Consider the following 16,083-nt stretch of genomic DNA (forward strand, 5'->3'; position numbering starts at 1 on the left):
AGGCCTCCTATGATTTATATTTTACCATAGAAGACCTTGCTGTTATTAGCTATTTACAGAAAAAGTTTCACACACTCGCCTCACGCTTCCTGAGCATTTTCTCAAATTATCATTTCTCCCGCAATTTCAGAACATCCGCAAGTGGAAGTCCTGAAAATCTGGAGATATCCTCAGGAGAGAACCTAGAATCCTGCAGCATGCGCTGTGCAGTAAGTAAAGCATGTTCCTGAAGACCTTGAGATAGACCTTCGGCACGTGCATCATCGCACATTTCCTGAACAGCTTGACACATATTAACGCTCCTTTCTGTTTCTGTGAAACGTAAATGGATACCGGTTATGGAGTCAATGACCCGGGCTGCTTTGAGTTCGAGTGACCGGAAACCGGGGTTCTGTGATGTGAGCTCCTGAAGTTTCCGTTTATCTTTGGAGTATTTAATGAAGAGCATGACTTCTTTGAGATTGCTCTCGAGTTTGTCAAGTTCTTCATCCTTTATCTCGGCAGGTGAGAAGAGATTGATCCGGTAATCCGGGACCAGAGAAAGAATCTCGGGATCCTGGACAGAGAGCATTTCGTGGAGGCTTCTGGGAGCTTTCCAGGTATCGGAGCCGAAGTATACGACTACGGTGATGACCGGAATCAGCCGGTCATCCTTGTAGAAGCCGGTGAGATATTCTCCGGATGTGGAGGGCCATTGCTTTGCTTCTCTGTGTGATCTGGCGGAATTTTCCACCTGCCCTGCGTATTCTAATGCATCATAGATCATGTTCTTGACCGGCGAAAAAGCGGACGTTCGCATTCCGCTTTGCTACATGCTCATGAACGCAATTGCTTTGCACTTGCGTTACATAGTGTTGTTCCGACTGGTTCTCAATCCTCAGGAGAAGATAAATTCTTGAATCATCATGCATAACATTAAGAGATTTGAATTCGTCCCGGAATTTCTGGACAGGAACTTCTGAAGTGCCGGATCCGTAGGGGACAGCGATAGCTGTGGTATCCAGTGGATGAAGAGTGTCAGAGTCTATGATGTTTTTTCCTTTGTACAGCATATGGTTGAACACATCCGTAAAAACGCGGTTGTCAGCCATGTAATCTTTGGTGATGGTATCCTTTGTACCCATAGGTTTCACCACCTTCGATCTTGCTATGTGATCAGAGTTATTTTATCATCTGATCCATTTTCGGGGTAACATAGTTTATTGCTTTTGGAAAGAGGATTTTGTGAAAAAGCTTCAGAACTGCGCAGGTAAAGCGGATATGTTTGTCGAACGGAGTCGAAATAAATCAATAGACAAAAAGAGCGTATTGTGCTACTCTGAAAGCACGAATCACGTGGCAATTGGCATATTTGTATGTGATTTTTCGCATTGAAAGGGAGTGGAACGCGGAATATGAAGAGACCGAAGCTACCGGTGGGAATTGAGAATTTTCAGGAAATTCGTCAGGCGGATTTTTATTATGTAGATAAGACCAGGCTTATCGAACAACTGATCGATCAGTGGGGGAAAGTAAATCTTTTTACAAGACCTCGGCGTTTTGGGAAAACATTGAATATGAGTATGCTTCGTTGTTTCTTCGAGATCGGGGCAGATGAAGCGCTGTTTGAAGGTCTTTATATTTCCCGGAAACAAGAACTGTGTGAACAGTATATGGGGAAATTTCCGGTAGTGTTTTTATCACTGAAGAATGTTGATGGACTTACCTTTGAGAATGCACGCTATCAGCTGACAGAACTGGTAGGCAGAGAGGCCAGTCGTTTTCTGTTTTTATTGGAGAGTGACAGACTGACAGAAACGGATAAAGATATATATCGTACATTGATCTCTGTGGAGAATGGCCGATATTCTATGGATGAAAATATTCTTTCTTCTGCGTTGCAGATATTGTCTCAGCTGTTGCATAAGCATTATGGGCAGAAGACGATCATTCTTATAGATGAATATGATGTTCCTCTGGATAAGGCTTTTCAGCATGGATATTATAAAGAAATGGTGCTCATGATACGCGGTGTGTTCGGACAGGCACTTAAGACTAACGATTCTCTGTATTTTGCAGTATTAACAGGGTGTCTTCGCGTGTCTAAAGAGAGTATTTTTACAGGACTTAATAACTTCAAAGTGCTTTCGATCACGGATCATCGATTTGATGAGCATTTTGGTTTCACAGATGATGAGGTCTGCAGATTGCTTACAGCATATGGCATGGAGGATCATCTTTCCGAAACAAAGGAATGGTATGATGGATATCATTTTGGAAATACGGATGTGTACTGCCCATGGGATGTGATCAATCATGTAGATTGTCTGCGTGGGAATCCGGATGCGGAGCCGCTGTCTTACTGGATCAATACCAGTGGGAATGAACTGGTAAGGAGATTTATTGACAGGGCAGATAAGACTACAAGAGATGAGATAGAGCGTCTGATCGCAGGTGAGTCTATTGAGAAAACGGTTCGTATGGAGTTGACCTATGATGAAATCGATAACAGTCTGGATAATCTCTGGAGTGTATTATTTACTACAGGATATCTTACACAGGCAGGGAAGACCGAACGGGGAGTGTATCGTCTGACCATTCCGAACAGGGAGATAAGAGAAGTTTATGTGCTTCAGATAAAGGAATGGTTTGACCGCGCAGTGCTGAAAGAGGCGGAGCCGACGAAAAATCTGCTGAAAGCAATAAATGAAGGGAATGCAGGTGAGATTGAGGAACGCCTTACAAAGATTCTGGGAAATACGATCAGTATTTTTGATACAAAAGGACGAAATGAAGAAAAAGAAATTTTTTATCATGGACTTTTGTTGGGGCTTTTGCGTAGTGATCCAAACTGGCTTGTTCAGTCTAATGCGGAATCTGGAGATGGTTTTGCAGATATTCTGGCAGAACCGGAAGATCCGGATGCCGGGATCGTTATCGAGCTGAAGTATTCTCAGACTTTTTCAGGACTGCAAAATGCATGTGAAAGAGCGCTGGCACAGATCAGAGAAAAGCGGTACGATGAACGGTTACGTAATGAAGGAAGAAATAATATTCTGGCGTATGGAGTTGCTTTTTGTAAGAAGCGATGTAAAGTGGCTGTTCAGAGGCTGTAAATCTGCTGGAAATATAGATAATATTATTGATGTTCATACAGAAAGATAAGAACAATTCTGATCGATCTGTATGACACATCAATATATAAGATAAGTTATAAATATTAACACACAAAGGAGAACAAGAAATGGGAAAATATTTTGGTACAGATGGCTTCCGTGGAGAAGCGGGTGTTTCGTTAACTGCAGATCATGCATTTAAGATCGGGCGTTTTCTGGGATGGTATTATAATGAGCTGCGCAGAAGAGCGGGGGAGACGGCTGCGGCCAGGATCGTGATCGGCAAGGATACCCGACGTTCCAGCTATATGTTTGAGTATTCGCTGGTTGGCGGACTGGTGGCGTCCGGAGCGGATGCTTATCTTCTCCACGTGACAACAACGCCGTCTGTGGCTTATGTTGCCCGTACCGATGGCTTTGACTGCGGTATCATGATCTCTGCCAGCCATAATCCTTATTATGATAACGGGATCAAGCTGATCAACGGCCAGGGTGAGAAGATGGAGGAGGAGATCATCGCTCTGGTGGAGGATTATCTGGATGACCGTCTTCAGCTGTTCGGAGAGAAATGGCATGAGATTCCTTTTACAAAGGGCGGTGAGATCGGCAGGACGGTGGATTATTCGGCAGGCCGGAACCGTTACATAGGATATCTGATCTCCTTGGGAGTATATTCCTTTAAGGGAATGCGGATTGGACTGGACTGTGCCAACGGAAGTGCATGGAATATCGCAAAGGCGGTTTTTGATGCGCTGGGAGCGAAGACTTATGTGATCAATGCTGAGCCGGATGGTACCAATATCAATAACAATGCCGGTTCCACCCATATCGAGGGTCTCCAGAAGTTTGTAGTGGAGAAGGGACTGGATGTTGGCTTTGCCTACGACGGAGATGCGGACCGCTGTCTCTGTGTGGATGAGAAGGGAAATGTGGTTAGCGGGGATGCGATCCTTTATGTGTACGGCCGTTATATGAAGGAGCGCGGAAAGCTTCTCACCAATACGGTTGTGACTACGGTAATGTCCAATTTTGGCCTTTACAAGGCTTTTGATGCTCTTGATATCGAGTATGCGAAGACTGCAGTAGGGGATAAATATGTTTATGAATATATGATGCAGAATGGCTGCCGTATTGGTGGTGAGCAGTCCGGGCACATTATTTTTTCCAAGTATGCATCTACCGGGGATGGCATCCTTACAAGTCTGAAGATGATGGAAGTTATAATGGCAAGGAAGAAAAAGCTCAGTGAGCTTACTGCTGATCTGGCGATCTATCCCCAGGTTCTTGAGAACGTGCGTGTCCATGACAAGGCAGCAGCGCAGGCAGATGTGGATGTGCAGGCAGCAGTAGAGAGTGTGGCTGAGGCGCTTGGAGACACCGGAAGGATCCTGGTGAGAGAATCCGGCACAGAACCTCTGCTTCGTGTTATGGTAGAGGCAGAGAGTGAGGAGCTTTGCAGAAAATATGTGGACCAGGTGGTTGAGATCGTCCGTAAGAAGGGGCATGTGGCAGAGTGATGTCCTGGATGCAGACCGCAGGTGTCTGAAGAACGGAGCAGTCAGAAGAATATAAAAATGCAATAAGAGGAGAAAAAAATCATGTGTGGAATTGTAGGTTTTACAGGCAGGCATCAGGCAGCACCCATCCTTCTGGACGGGCTTTCCAAACTAGAATACAGAGGATATGATTCCGCCGGCATCGCAGTGCGTGACGGGGAAAAGGATATTGAGATCATTAAGGCGAAGGGCCGTCTGAAGGTCCTTCTGGAGAAAACAAACGCAGGTGAATCTGTTCCGGGTATGTGCGGGATCGGTCATACCCGCTGGGCAACTCACGGAGAACCATCAGAGGTCAATGCCCATCCTCATGTCAGTGATAACGGAAATGTGGCAGCTGTGCATAACGGTATTATCGAGAATTACCAGGAGCTGAAGGAGAAGCTTCTCCGCAGGGGATATTCTTTTTATTCTTCCACAGATACGGAGGTTGCTGTGAAGCTGGTGGATTATTACTACCAGAAATACGGCGGATCTCCGGTTGAGGCAGTGCGTCATGCCATGGTGCGTATCCGTGGTTCCTATGCGCTGGTAATGATGTTCCGTGATTATCCGGAAGAGATCTTTGTAGCGAGAAAAGACAGCCCTATGATCCTGGGTGTGGAGAATGGAGAATCCTATATCGCATCGGATGTTCCTGCGATCCTGAAGTATACAAGAAATGTTTATTATATCGGAAATCTGGAGCTGGCATGTGTAAAACCGGGTGAGATCACTTTTTACAATCTGGATGGTGAGGAGATCGAGAAGGAGCCTAAGATCATTGAGTGGGATGCAGAGGCAGCGGAGAAAGCCGGTTTTGAGCATTTCATGATGAAGGAGATCCATGAGCAGCCGAAGGCAGTCGCAGATACACTGAATTCCGTTATCCGGGAGGACAAGCTGGATCTGACAGAGATCGGTCTGGATGATGAGAGGATCCGCAGCATCAGCCAGGTTTATATCGTGGCCTGCGGCTCTGCTTACCATGTGGGAATGGCTGCACAGTATGTGATCGAGGATCTTGCAGGTCTTCCGGTGCGTGTGGAGCTTGCTTCGGAGTTCCGTTACCGGAAGCCGCTTCTGGATCCTGCCGGCCTGGCAGTGATCATCAGTCAGTCCGGTGAGACTGCGGACAGTCTGGCTGCGCTTCGGGAATGTAAGGAGAAGGGGATCCGCACGCTGGCTATTGTCAATGTGGTGGGCTCTTCCATTGCAAGAGAGGCGGATCATGTATTTTACACACTTGCAGGACCGGAGATCTCGGTTGCTACCACCAAGGCGTACAGTACACAGCTGATCGCTTCCTATGTGCTGGCATTGCAGATGGCACTGGTCCGCGGAAAGATCTCAGAGGAGCAGTGTGAGTCCTACATTAAGGAACTGAAGACACTTCCGGACAAGATCGGCAGGATCATCGAGGATAAGGAAAGGCTTCAGTGGTTTGCCTCCAAGCAGGCCAATGCAAAGGATATCTTTTTTATCGGAAGAGGGATCGATTATGCCATCAGCCTTGAGGGCAGCCTTAAGATGAAGGAGATCAGCTACATCCATTCTGAGGCGTATGCGGCTGGCGAGCTGAAGCATGGCACCATTTCCCTGATCGAGGACGGCACCCTTGTGATCGGTGTCCTGACACAGCCGGAGCTTTATGAGAAAACAGTCAGCAACATGGTGGAGTGCAGGAGCCGTGGAGCGTATCTGATGGGGCTTACTACGTTTGGAAACTATAATATCGAGGATACTGCAGATTTTACGGTTTATATCCCGAAAACAGACCCGCATTTTGCAACTTCTCTGGCAGTGATCCCGCTGCAGCTTCTGGGTTACTATGTCAGTGTAAATAAAGGTCTGGATGTGGATAAGCCGAGAAATCTTGCCAAGAGTGTTACCGTGGAATAAGGAGATCCATTTCACAGAAGGAACATTTTAGCGGCAGTTCCGTGACATCGTGAGAGCATAAAAGGATCATGATATCACGGAACTGTTTTTGCATTTGGCGATTTACGATATTTCTTGCTTTTATCAGTAAAAAAGCGTAAAATGATTAGGATATTTGAATCTGTACAGAGAGTGTCCATATGTAATATTCTCTGTACCATCAAAAATGGAGGATTGCATATGAGAAAAATGGGGAAACATATCCCAGGGCTGATCGTGACGCTTGTGGTTCTGATCACAGCAATCGTATTTGCGGTCATGCTTCTGAATATGAAGGTGATCCCGACGAAGTTCATTGCAGTGATCGGACTGGTAATGCTGGTCCTGATCGTGATCGTCGGGGCGCTTGTATGGAGTACGGATGGTAAGATAAGATTTGTAGTGGGAGTGATCCTGGCAGCAGTTTTTGCAGCAGTATTCATTCTCGGAAGTATGTATGTTTATAAGACACATTCCACACTGGCAGGGATCTCCGGTGTGAACACAGAGATTACGGAGGTCGGCATTTATGTCCGTGCAGATGATTCTGCAGATTCCATAGAGGCTACAGCAGATTATGTGTATGGTGTGCTGACAGATCTTGACAGAGCCAATTCGGACAAGGCTATCCAGGAAGTGGATTCCGAGACAGGCAAGACTGTGCAGGTCCAGGAGTATGCAGGACTTACAGAGCTGGTTGACGGTCTTCTGAACGGACAGACAGGTGCGATCGTGCTGAACAGCGCATATTTAAGTGTTATTGAAGAGATGGATGGATATTCCGATATTTCTTCCAGGATCAAAGAGCTGACCGTGAAGAAGGTGGAGACGACCATTGAGCCCCAGGAGACAGAGGCGAAGGCTGAAGAGCGTACCAATGACGGTTCTGTATATACCATCTTTATCAGTGGTATCGACAGCCGCAGCGGCCTTGTTGCAAAGAGCCGAAGCGATTCCAATATCATTGCTACGGTAAATACAGCTACCAGACAGGTGCTTCTGGTTTCCACACCTCGTGATTATTTTGTACCGCTTTCTATTTCAGGCGGACAGAGAGATAAGCTGACACATGCAGGTATCTATGGTATCAATGTATGTATGGATACTCTGGGAATGCTTTATAATGAGGATATCAACTATTATTTCCGTATCAACTTTGCGGGATTTGAGCAGCTGATCAATTCGCTTGGCGGAGTTACTGTTTATTCTGACTATGACTTTGATTCCAAGAATGAGACAGGATATCACTTCAATCAGGGAGAGAACTACCTGAACGGTGAGCAGGCTCTGGTATTCAGCCGTGAGCGTTATGCCTTTAAAGAGGGCGACCGTCAGCGTGGCAAGAACCAGATGGCAGTGATCAAGGGTGTGATCAACAAGGCTCTTTCACCGGAGCTTCTGAAGAATTATTCTTCTGTTCTTTCCAGCATCCAGGGATGCTTTGAGACCAATATCTCCTACGAGGAGATCGCCAGACTGCTCCAGCAGCAGTTGAACAACGGCGGTGACTGGAACATCGTAAGCTACAGTGTAAATGGTACCGGTGACACACAGAAGCCGTATTCTATGAGCCAGAAGGCTTACGTTATGATTCCGGATGAGTCTACCGTTCAGAAGGCGGAGGCCATGATGAAGAAGGTTCGTGACGGAGAGACTGTTTCCCAGGAGGAGGCAGACAGTGCAACATCAGCGGCAGCAACTACGGATAATGATGCACAGGCAGCTGCAGAGGGAAGTACAGCAGAAGCGCAGGGTGAGACTGCAGATGCCACACAGAATGGCACAGCAGATGCCCAGGCAGCAGACGGAACTGTTGCACAGCAGTAAGATAAAATTATTAAATTTTAGCATAAGAACAGCCGGGGAAGCGTAAAGCTTTCCACCGGCTGTTTTTTCATGAGAAACAGAACGAAAAAAATCCACCGGCGATCACCGATGGATTTTTTTTTACAGGATCTCTTTCAGATATCTTTCCAGGGCATCCTGCCATGTTGGAAGTGGCTGAAAGCCGTTTTTTACAAGCTTGGATTTATCCAGGCGGCTGTTGAATGGACGTACAGCCTTGGAAACGCCGTACTCTGCAGTTGTGACAGGAGATACCTCTACTTTTTCGTATTCCTTGTGGCCGAGGGCAGCAGCCTGGCGGAAGATCTCTTTAGTGAAATCATACCAGCTGATGAAGCCGCCTTCGTTGGTTGCGTGATAGTAGCCGTATTTCTCTGTCTCGACCATGTCTACCAGAAGACGTGCAAGGTCGTAGGTGTAGGTCGGAGTTCCGATCTGGTCACTGACTACGGTAAGCTTGTCATGGGTTTTTCCCAGATTTACCATGGTACGGATAAAGTTTTTGCCGTTTTTGCCGAATACCCATGCAATACGTACGATAAAGAATTTATCTACAGTGCCGGATACTGCCAGTTCACCGTCAAGCTTGGTCTGACCGTATACGTTCTGTGGAGCGTAGTCCTTGCAGTCCGGATCCCATGGTGTGGTTCCCTGGCCGTCAAAAACGTAGTCTGTGGAAATATACATCATCTTGATGCCAAGCTCCTTGCAGATGTCCGCAATGTTCTGTGTTCCTACAACATTGACAAGACGTACCTTCTCACGGTTTTCCTCGTCCTCTGCAGCGTCTACGGCTGTCCATGCGGCACAGTGTACCACTGCATCAGGCTTTACCTCACGGATGGTTTTTGCTACCGCTTCTTTATCTGTGATATCAAGCTGCACATAAGGCATGGTGGTAACAGGAGTACCATCAGCGATGCCGCTGTAGGAAGGAGCAATGTCACTTCCTACGCCTTCATGTCCACGGCCGGACAGTTCATTCATTACGTCATGGCCAAGCTGGCCGCCAACACCTGTTACGAAAAATCTCATGCTTTAACCTCCTCGCGGTTTCCATACATTTTTTCGTAGTAGTTCTGATACTCACCGGAGATGATGGTTTCCCACCATTCCTTGTTGTCAAGGTACCATTTGATGGTCTTTTTGATTCCGTCTGCGAATTTTGTTTCAGGAAGCCATCCAAGCTCGTTGTGGATCTTGGTCGGGTCGATAGCGTAGCGCATGTCATGGCCTTTACGGTCTGCTACATGTGTGATCAGGCTTTCAGGTTTGCCAAGCTCCTTGCAGATCAGTTTTACGATATCGATGTTTTTCATCTCGTTATGTCCGCCTACATTGTAAACCTCGCCTACACGTCCTTTGTGGATGATCAGGTCGATGGCACGGCAGTGATCCTCAACATAGAGCCAGTCGCGGACATTTTCGCCCTTTCCGTAAACCGGGAGTGGTTTGTCGTTCAGAGCGTTGGCGATCATCAGAGGAATCAGCTTTTCCGGGAAGTGATACGGGCCGTAGTTGTTGGAGCAGCGGCTGATGGTCACAGGCAGGCCGTAGGTTCTGTGGTATGCGAGAACAAGAAGGTCAGCACCTGCTTTGGAGGAGCTGTACGGGCTGCTTGTATGGATCGGAGTTTCCTCTGTGAAGAAGAGGTCCGGTCTGTCAAGAGGAAGATCTCCGTAAACCTCGTCTGTGGAAACCTGATGATAACGCTGGATTCCGTATTTACGGCAGGCATCCATGAGAACAGCAGTACCCTTGATGTTGGTGTCAAGGAATACCTCCGGGTTTTCGATGGAACGGTCTACGTGGCTCTCAGCTGCGAAGTTTACCACGATGTCAGGATGCTCTTCCTCGAAAAGCTTGTAAACAGCGTCACGGTCTGTGATGCTTTCCTTTACAAAGCGGAAGTTCGGTTTGTCCATGACCGGTGCAAGAGTGGAAAGGTTTCCGGCATAGGTCAGGCAGTCCAGGCATACGATACGGTAATCCGGATGAGCCTCCATCATATGAAAAATAAAGTTGCTTCCGATAAATCCGGCGCCGCCGGTAACGATGATTGTCATAAAAAATCTCCTTTATAATAAATGATTGATCTTATGCGGATTCCGTCGAAACGGAGTCCGCAGGTAAATGCAGTGTCGGAAAACAGATCGGCTTAGTGAAGCGCGTCCAGATATTTTCCGTCCAGAACATCCTTGAGATACTGGCCATACTGGTTTTTCTTAAGGATTTCGTAAACCTTGAGCACGTCCTCCTTTGTGATCCAGCCGTTTAAGTAAGCAATCTCCTCAAGGCATGCGATCTTGCGGTGCTGATGCTGCTCCATGGTTTTTACGAAGTTGGTTGCCTCTACAAGGCTTTCGTGTGTACCGGTATCCAGCCATGTGAAGCCCTGACCCAGAAGCTCAACGTTCAGCTGTCCCTTCTCAAGGTAGATACGGTTCAGGTCAGTGATCTCAAGCTCGCCTCTTGCGCTTGGTTTCAGATTTTTTGCGTACTCTACAACCTTGTTGTCGTAGAAGTAGAGACCGGTTACACAGTAGTTGCTTTTTGGCTTTTCCGGTTTCTCTTCAATGGAAACAGCTTTTCCGTTCTGGTCGAATTCCACGATGCCGAAACGCTCCGGATCATCTACATAGTATCCGAAAACAGTGGCACCTTTGCCTGTTTCTGCATTGTCTACAGCAGCTTTCAGGCGCTTTTTGAGGCCATGTCCTGCGAAAATGTTGTCACCAAGGACCATACATACGGTGTCGTTGCCGATGAATTCCTCGCCGATGATAAATGCCTGAGCAAGTCCGTCCGGGCTTGGTTGTACAGCATAGGTAAGGTTGACACCGAACTGATGGCCGTCACCGAGAAGCTCCTCAAATCTCGGGGTATCCTGCGGGGTGGAGATGATCAGGATATCACGGATGCCTGCGTTCATAAGAACAGACATAGGATAGTAGATCATCGGTTTGTCAAAGATCGGCAGAAGCTGTTTGGAGGTCACCATGGTAAGCGGGTAAAGACGTGTTCCGGAGCCTCCGGCTAAAATAATTCCTTTCATATGTTTTCTCCTTTGCGTGATGATGTGCAGCATAAGTCGTGCCTGCACATAACTTTGTTACTGTAACTGTATTATAAAAGGTGACGCAAGGTCACCTTCAAGAGCTTTTTTCATATTTTTTATTTTTGGCTATTTTTCACAAAGAAATACGCCGGCATCCTTGGTAATGCGGAATCCTTTGGCAGTTTTTCTGGCGGTGTAGGCCCGGAATTCCTTGTAACGGTCCAATATATACTGATTCTGGTTGCCGTGGCAGGAGAGGACGTAGGAGATTAGCGGCTCCGCATCCTGGACCAGAAGGCAGTCTTCATAAGAAAGCCACTGAGCCTTTGGGAAAAAAGGCGCCAGGATACCCTGGCCGTTTTCACGTCCGAACCGTTCATAAAGCCGGTCTGCGGAAAGCACGATCCGTTCATCAAAATCCTGCACCAGCTGGCTGACCTCCTGCATATGTGCCTTTCCGTAAGCACTGCAGAGAAATCTTCCGCCGGGAGCGAGGACACGGCGGACTTCCTTCAGGACGGAAGGAATATCATCGCAGTAAAAAAGCACGTGATTGGCGATCACCAGATCAAAGCTTTCGTCCTTGCAGGGGATTTTTCGGCAGTCAAAGGCCCGGAATGCAAACCGGGTATCCGAGGAACCGATGGCTCGTCTGGCATCGCGGAGCATACCGCTGGAAATATCGGAAAGTGTGATGGAGATATCCTCCGGCAGAAGGGAGAGGTTGTCGGTCCATAGCGTTCCGTCCCCGCAGCCCAGCTCCAGAATACGAAGACCAGGTGAGATCCGGCACTGCTCAAAGATCCAGGGAAACCATCCCTGTTTGTTCTGGGAGTACAGGCTGTGGAGATTGATCCTGGAGGAAATGTTGGTGGCATTCTGATACTGATTCTTGAGGCTTTTTTCCATGCCGGTCAGGTGGATCAGGTTCAGCATCTGGCTCCAGTCAATGGTGTTCTGTTCCTTTATCATCTGTGCGGTATCCTGGATCGCTTTTTCCACCAGCTGCATCTGTTCGATCCGGTCACGGACCAGACGAAGCTGGATATTCAGAGAATTCAGCATGAAATGATAATCGGAATCACCGATGGTCATTTCACGGATGTCATCCAGGGAAAAGCCCAGGTATTTCAGAAGGAGGATCTGCTGAAGCCTTGCAAAATCCTCGTCTGTATAAAAACGTGCGCCGGATTCGGTGACGAGAGAGGGTTTCAGGATATCCTGTTTATCATAATAGCGGACAGTACGCAGAGTTACGTGTGCCATGCGGGCAAATTCGCCGGAAGAATAGTAGCCGTCTTTTTTCATAAAAAATAGAATCCTTTCTGAGGAAATAACAAACATCCTGTCATAGAAGTCATAAAAGAATTATAATTCAGATCCGGAAGCCGTACAAGAGTAAAACGTATAAGAGTAAACCGTACAGGAGAAAAACAGCATTGACAAAATTCTGCTGGTTTGTTAGTATATCGTTTCGAAAAAAAGGGAACCCTGGAATCATATTTCCGGGATAAGCGTTCGATATAAAAAGGAGTAATTTTTATGCGAAACCGTACTCTGGATATGGTAAAGGCGATCTGTGCTTATGCAGTTGTGCTTCTTCACGTCCATTTTCCGGGAAGTGCCGGAATTATAGCCAATGTACTTGCCAGATTTGCAGTACCTGTGTTTTTTATGGTATCCGGATATTTTTGTTTCCGTGGCGATGATACGGAATTTATAAGAACCGGAAAAAAGATCCGGCATGTTCTGAAGCTGATGCTTGTGGCATTTCCGGTCTGCTGTCTGTGGGAGCTGATCCAGAATTACATCGACGGAGCAAGCCAGAAGGAATGGCTGGAAGCCCTGGTTTCGGGGGAACATATTCGCCAGTTTCTTCTATATAATAACAGCTCTCAGGTGAAATGGCATCTGTGGTTTCTCCCGGCACTGCTCTATTGTTATCTTCTTTTTGCCCTGGCAGCAAGATTCCGGATTTGTAAGCAGGCATATGTTCTGATACCGGTGCTTCTTCTGATTCATTTCGGAATGGAGGAATTTTCGATCTTCCTGTTCCCGGAAAAGCATTTCCGTGTTATGCAGTTTCGCAACTATCTGTTTACCGGATTTCCGTTTTTTATGTTGGGACATCTGATACACAGACATCAGGAAAAGCTGGAAGCCTGGTTTGCCGGAAAAAAAGTGTTTCTTTTGTATGGCATGGTAGCTGGCGGCGGGATTGCAAGTCTGCTGGAATACCGGTATTTTGGCAAACTGGAATTGTTTCTGGGTTCAGTATTTATGGCTGTTGGTCTTTTTCTCATTGCGATCATGGGAAAAAATCGGAAAGTGCCCGAGCTTCCGGTAGCCATCGGTCAGAAATATGCATTTTTTATTTATCTGTTCCATCTCTGTGTGGCGGATATCCTGAAGGATGTGGCTGTGGCAGCTGGAATTGAGAAAAATCTTTTATATCTGTGGATGAGACCGGTGATGGTCTGTGTTCTTGTGACTGCTGTGGCGGTAATGTATGGATATGGAATGAGAATCTGTCGGAAATAGAAGAGTTTATGGTATTTTCATATTTATGCGCTGTGATTTTGTACCAAAATATGCTAAAATATCCTTTATTGATAAGTCACAGCACCCACCAGGAGGATGCGGGGAAAGCGACTGGAATATCCCGCTTCAGGGTAAAAAATACTGAGACATGAAAGACAAAGGAGAGTTTTATGGATTTACAAAACAGAGCGGAGGCCGGCAGTGACGGACACGATGAGAGTGTACTGAATCCGGAGATGCCCAACGAAACTGATCTGACGAAGAAGGAACGCTGCCGGATCGAAAGAGAGAAACTGAAGGGAATGGGAACAGGTAAGAAGATTCAGTATATCTGGATGTATTATAAGATACATATGCTGTGCGTGCTTCTTGCCATTGGCGGAGTCTGTCTGGGAGTGAATATTTATCGTCACGCACAGATGAAGACGGTGCTTTCCATTGCGGTGGTGAATGCAGGGAATTATGACTCTGAGAAGGTGGAAGAGGATGTTTTGAAGACACTGGGAACAGAGGATAAATATGCAGAAGTCAGTGTGGCGCAGAATCTGATGACGGACGAGACAGGAGAGGATTTTGATTACTATGCCAGGATCGCATATGTGACGGAAATCCAGAGTGCTACCGTTGATGTCCTGATCATGCCGAAGGAACTCTATGAACATGAGAAAGATAGCGGAATGTATGCAAATCTCAGGGAAACGTTTGGAGATGAGGTGTTTGAGTCTCTGGGCGCTGTGGATGATCAGCATCTGGAGCTTGACGGCAGTAGTAGTGTTGCTCAGGAATTTGGCCTGAGATATGATCCGGTGTGTATCTGCCTTCCGGGTAACGTGAAGAATAAGGATAATGCGTTGAAATGGATTCAGTCTGTTCTGAAATGATGGATCCATATGCTTAGCTGAGTACAGAGATAAATAAGGCCTCCGGTTCGTAACACAGGAACCGGAGGCCTTATTATATATGAATATTACAGTGTATCGTTACGTTTGATGTAGCCAGGCTCATCCGCAGGACGGATGATCTCCTTGGCATGCGTGATCTTGGCATGCTTGTCTACCACCAGATTTTCGATATGGACATTCTCACCGATGGTGCAGTCTGCAAGAACTACACAGTTCTTGATAACAGCGCCCTTTTTGATGGTACAGCCACGTCCGACAATGGAATTTTCTACAGTTCCCTCGATCATGGAGCCGTTGGAGATAACGGAGTTGGAAACATTGGCTGTGTCAAAATAATGGGTCGGACAGGAGTTGTTGGTGCGTGTATAGATCGGCCAGTTATCATGGAAAAGATCGGTTGCAGTTTTGTAGTCGATCAGATCCATATTTGCATCGTGATAGCTCTTGAAATCAGTGATCGATGCAAAATATCCGCGATGAGATATACCACGCACATCCAGCTCACCGTCTCTGCAGCCGGCATTGATCACGTCTGCAAGGGTATAAAGAGAGGAGATCTCTTTTGCCTTATGGATGAGGCTGATGAAAAGCTCCTTGCTCATTACGTAGGTATCCATGAAAATGTTGCGGTTCTTTGCATTGCCGTGGTTGTGCTCAATGGAGAGAACACCCTTCTGACGGTTCAGGTTCAGGATGTGGCAGTTCAGATAGTTCTCCTTGGCATTATCAACGGAATGATAAAGCATGGTCACATCTGCACCGGATTCGATATGGGCATCGATCAGCTTGGAATAGTCGGTGGTGTAGATCATGTAATTCGGAGCGATAACAACATACGGATAATGAACTGCTTCGATGCACTCCAGATTGGAGTAGTAGTTGTCGATATCGGTGTTATAGATATCGTTGACTCCGGAATGCTCTGAAAAGAGGAGTTGGAGATTACCGCTCTTGGAGTTGATGTTGTAGTGACGTCCGGTTCCGAGATGTTCTACAAGAGAACGGGGTTTGTTCTTTACATAGACCTGAATGTACTCAATTCCGCTGTTGGTCATATTTGAGATTGGGAAGTCGATGACACGATATCTTCCGAGAAATGAAAAGGCGCCGATCGCACGGTAGTCCTGAAGCCCCTCCACATGGATATTTCTTTCTGAGGAATTCACGATTCCAAATGCTTTAAACAT

The 16,083-nt window shown here is 46.7% G+C and carries 13 protein-coding genes; 6 read left to right on the plus strand and 7 right to left on the minus strand.

Annotated features, from left to right (window positions below):
- Nucleotides 1-109: 109 nt before the first annotated feature.
- Together AB5026_RS08315 and AB5026_RS08320 are read right to left on the minus strand one after the other, a co-directional pair.
- A complete protein-coding gene (locus tag AB5026_RS08315) occupies nucleotides 110-766 on the minus strand; it encodes an Rpn family recombination-promoting nuclease/putative transposase (protein ID WP_243113524.1) in 657 nt (218 codons plus the stop codon).
- Nucleotides 756-1,124, minus strand: coding sequence for a hypothetical protein (locus tag AB5026_RS08320; protein ID WP_243113522.1), 369 nt, complete (start codon nucleotides 1,122-1,124; stop codon nucleotides 756-758). Before AB5026_RS08320 ends, AB5026_RS08315 begins: the two co-directional genes overlap by 11 nt.
- A gap of 270 nt (nucleotides 1,125-1,394) precedes the next feature.
- Here AB5026_RS08320 and AB5026_RS08325 point away from each other — a divergent pair, with 270 nt between their 5' ends.
- The 4 genes from AB5026_RS08325 (at nucleotide 1,395) to AB5026_RS08340 (ending at nucleotide 8,377) form a co-directional block, all read left to right on the plus strand.
- Nucleotides 1,395-3,095 (plus strand): AAA family ATPase, encoded by a 1,701-nt coding sequence (locus tag AB5026_RS08325; protein WP_129975951.1) that lies wholly within the window; start codon nucleotides 1,395-1,397, stop codon nucleotides 3,093-3,095.
- 128 nt (nucleotides 3,096-3,223) lie between these two features.
- Entirely contained in the window at nucleotides 3,224-4,612 is a 1,389-nt protein-coding gene (glmM, locus tag AB5026_RS08330; protein ID WP_129975949.1) for a phosphoglucosamine mutase, read from the plus strand.
- Nucleotides 4,613-4,693: 81 nt separating this feature from the next.
- Nucleotides 4,694-6,532, plus strand: a complete 1,839-nt coding sequence (gene glmS, locus AB5026_RS08335) for a glutamine--fructose-6-phosphate transaminase (isomerizing) (RefSeq protein ID WP_110102076.1) — start codon at nucleotides 4,694-4,696, stop codon at nucleotides 6,530-6,532.
- A 219-nt stretch (nucleotides 6,533-6,751) separates the two neighbouring features.
- Entirely contained in the window at nucleotides 6,752-8,377 is a 1,626-nt protein-coding gene (locus AB5026_RS08340) for an LCP family protein (protein ID WP_129975947.1), read from the plus strand.
- Between the two features lie 120 nt (nucleotides 8,378-8,497).
- Here AB5026_RS08340 and rfbD read toward each other — a convergent pair whose 3' ends face one another.
- From rfbD to AB5026_RS08360, 4 genes are all read right to left on the minus strand, one after another.
- Nucleotides 8,498-9,430, minus strand: a complete 933-nt coding sequence (gene rfbD, locus AB5026_RS08345; RefSeq protein WP_092069245.1) for a dTDP-4-dehydrorhamnose reductase — start codon at nucleotides 9,428-9,430, stop codon at nucleotides 8,498-8,500.
- The gene (gene rfbB, locus AB5026_RS08350; protein WP_015525710.1) at nucleotides 9,427-10,461 is read right to left on the minus strand and encodes a dTDP-glucose 4,6-dehydratase; all 1,035 of its coding nucleotides are present in this window, start codon (nucleotides 10,459-10,461) and stop codon (nucleotides 9,427-9,429) included. The genes rfbD and rfbB overlap by 4 nt, the downstream gene beginning before the upstream one ends.
- A gap of 92 nt (nucleotides 10,462-10,553) precedes the next feature.
- Entirely contained in the window at nucleotides 10,554-11,450 is an 897-nt protein-coding gene (gene rfbA / locus AB5026_RS08355; RefSeq protein ID WP_015525711.1) for a glucose-1-phosphate thymidylyltransferase RfbA, read from the minus strand.
- Nucleotides 11,451-11,579: 129 nt separating this feature from the next.
- A complete protein-coding gene (locus AB5026_RS08360; RefSeq protein WP_368213101.1) occupies nucleotides 11,580-12,761 on the minus strand; it encodes a methyltransferase domain-containing protein in 1,182 nt (393 codons plus the stop codon).
- 234 nt (nucleotides 12,762-12,995) lie between these two features.
- Here AB5026_RS08360 and AB5026_RS08365 point away from each other — a divergent pair, with 234 nt between their 5' ends.
- Together AB5026_RS08365 and AB5026_RS08370 are read left to right on the plus strand one after the other, a co-directional pair.
- A complete protein-coding gene (locus tag AB5026_RS08365) occupies nucleotides 12,996-13,994 on the plus strand; it encodes an acyltransferase (RefSeq protein WP_368213103.1) in 999 nt (332 codons plus the stop codon).
- A 170-nt stretch (nucleotides 13,995-14,164) separates the two neighbouring features.
- Nucleotides 14,165-14,875 carry a hypothetical protein gene (locus AB5026_RS08370; RefSeq protein WP_368213104.1) on the plus strand — a complete coding sequence of 237 codons (711 nt, stop codon included), beginning with the start codon at nucleotides 14,165-14,167 and terminating at the stop codon, nucleotides 14,873-14,875.
- 86 nt (nucleotides 14,876-14,961) lie between these two features.
- Here the strand turns inward: AB5026_RS08370 and glgD are convergent, their stop codons facing one another.
- Nucleotides 14,962-16,083, minus strand: coding sequence for a glucose-1-phosphate adenylyltransferase subunit GlgD (glgD, locus tag AB5026_RS08375; RefSeq protein WP_015525715.1), 1,122 nt, complete (start codon nucleotides 16,081-16,083; stop codon nucleotides 14,962-14,964).

Source organism: Blautia sp. RTP21359st1_E11_RTP21359_211015, assembly GCF_040910705.1.
In the GTDB taxonomy this organism is placed as follows: domain Bacteria; phylum Bacillota; class Clostridia; order Lachnospirales; family Lachnospiraceae; genus Blautia_A; species Blautia_A fusiformis.

Bases quoted from the DNA above. Each gene is read 5' to 3' on its own strand.
- AB5026_RS08315 (WP_243113524.1), bottom strand. From the start codon at position 766: ATGATCTATGATGCATTAGAATACGCAGGGCAGGTGGAAAATTCCGCC.
- AB5026_RS08320 (WP_243113522.1), bottom strand. From the start codon at position 1,124: ATGGGTACAAAGGATACCATCACCAAAGATTACATGGCTGACAACCGC.
- AB5026_RS08325 (WP_129975951.1), top strand. From the start codon at position 1,395: ATGAAGAGACCGAAGCTACCGGTGGGAATTGAGAATTTTCAGGAAATT.
- glmM (WP_129975949.1), top strand. From the start codon at position 3,224: ATGGGAAAATATTTTGGTACAGATGGCTTCCGTGGAGAAGCGGGTGTT.
- glmS (WP_110102076.1), top strand. From the start codon at position 4,694: ATGTGTGGAATTGTAGGTTTTACAGGCAGGCATCAGGCAGCACCCATC.
- AB5026_RS08340 (WP_129975947.1), top strand. From the start codon at position 6,752: ATGAGAAAAATGGGGAAACATATCCCAGGGCTGATCGTGACGCTTGTG.
- rfbD (WP_092069245.1), bottom strand. From the start codon at position 9,430: ATGAGATTTTTCGTAACAGGTGTTGGCGGCCAGCTTGGCCATGACGTA.
- rfbB (WP_015525710.1), bottom strand. From the start codon at position 10,461: ATGACAATCATCGTTACCGGCGGCGCCGGATTTATCGGAAGCAACTTT.
- rfbA (WP_015525711.1), bottom strand. From the start codon at position 11,450: ATGAAAGGAATTATTTTAGCCGGAGGCTCCGGAACACGTCTTTACCCG.
- AB5026_RS08360 (WP_368213101.1), bottom strand. From the start codon at position 12,761: ATGAAAAAAGACGGCTACTATTCTTCCGGCGAATTTGCCCGCATGGCA.
- AB5026_RS08365 (WP_368213103.1), top strand. From the start codon at position 12,996: ATGCGAAACCGTACTCTGGATATGGTAAAGGCGATCTGTGCTTATGCA.
- AB5026_RS08370 (WP_368213104.1), top strand. From the start codon at position 14,165: ATGGATTTACAAAACAGAGCGGAGGCCGGCAGTGACGGACACGATGAG.
- glgD (WP_015525715.1), bottom strand. From the start codon at position 16,083: ATGTTTAAAGCATTTGGAATCGTGAATTCCTCAGAAAGAAATATCCAT.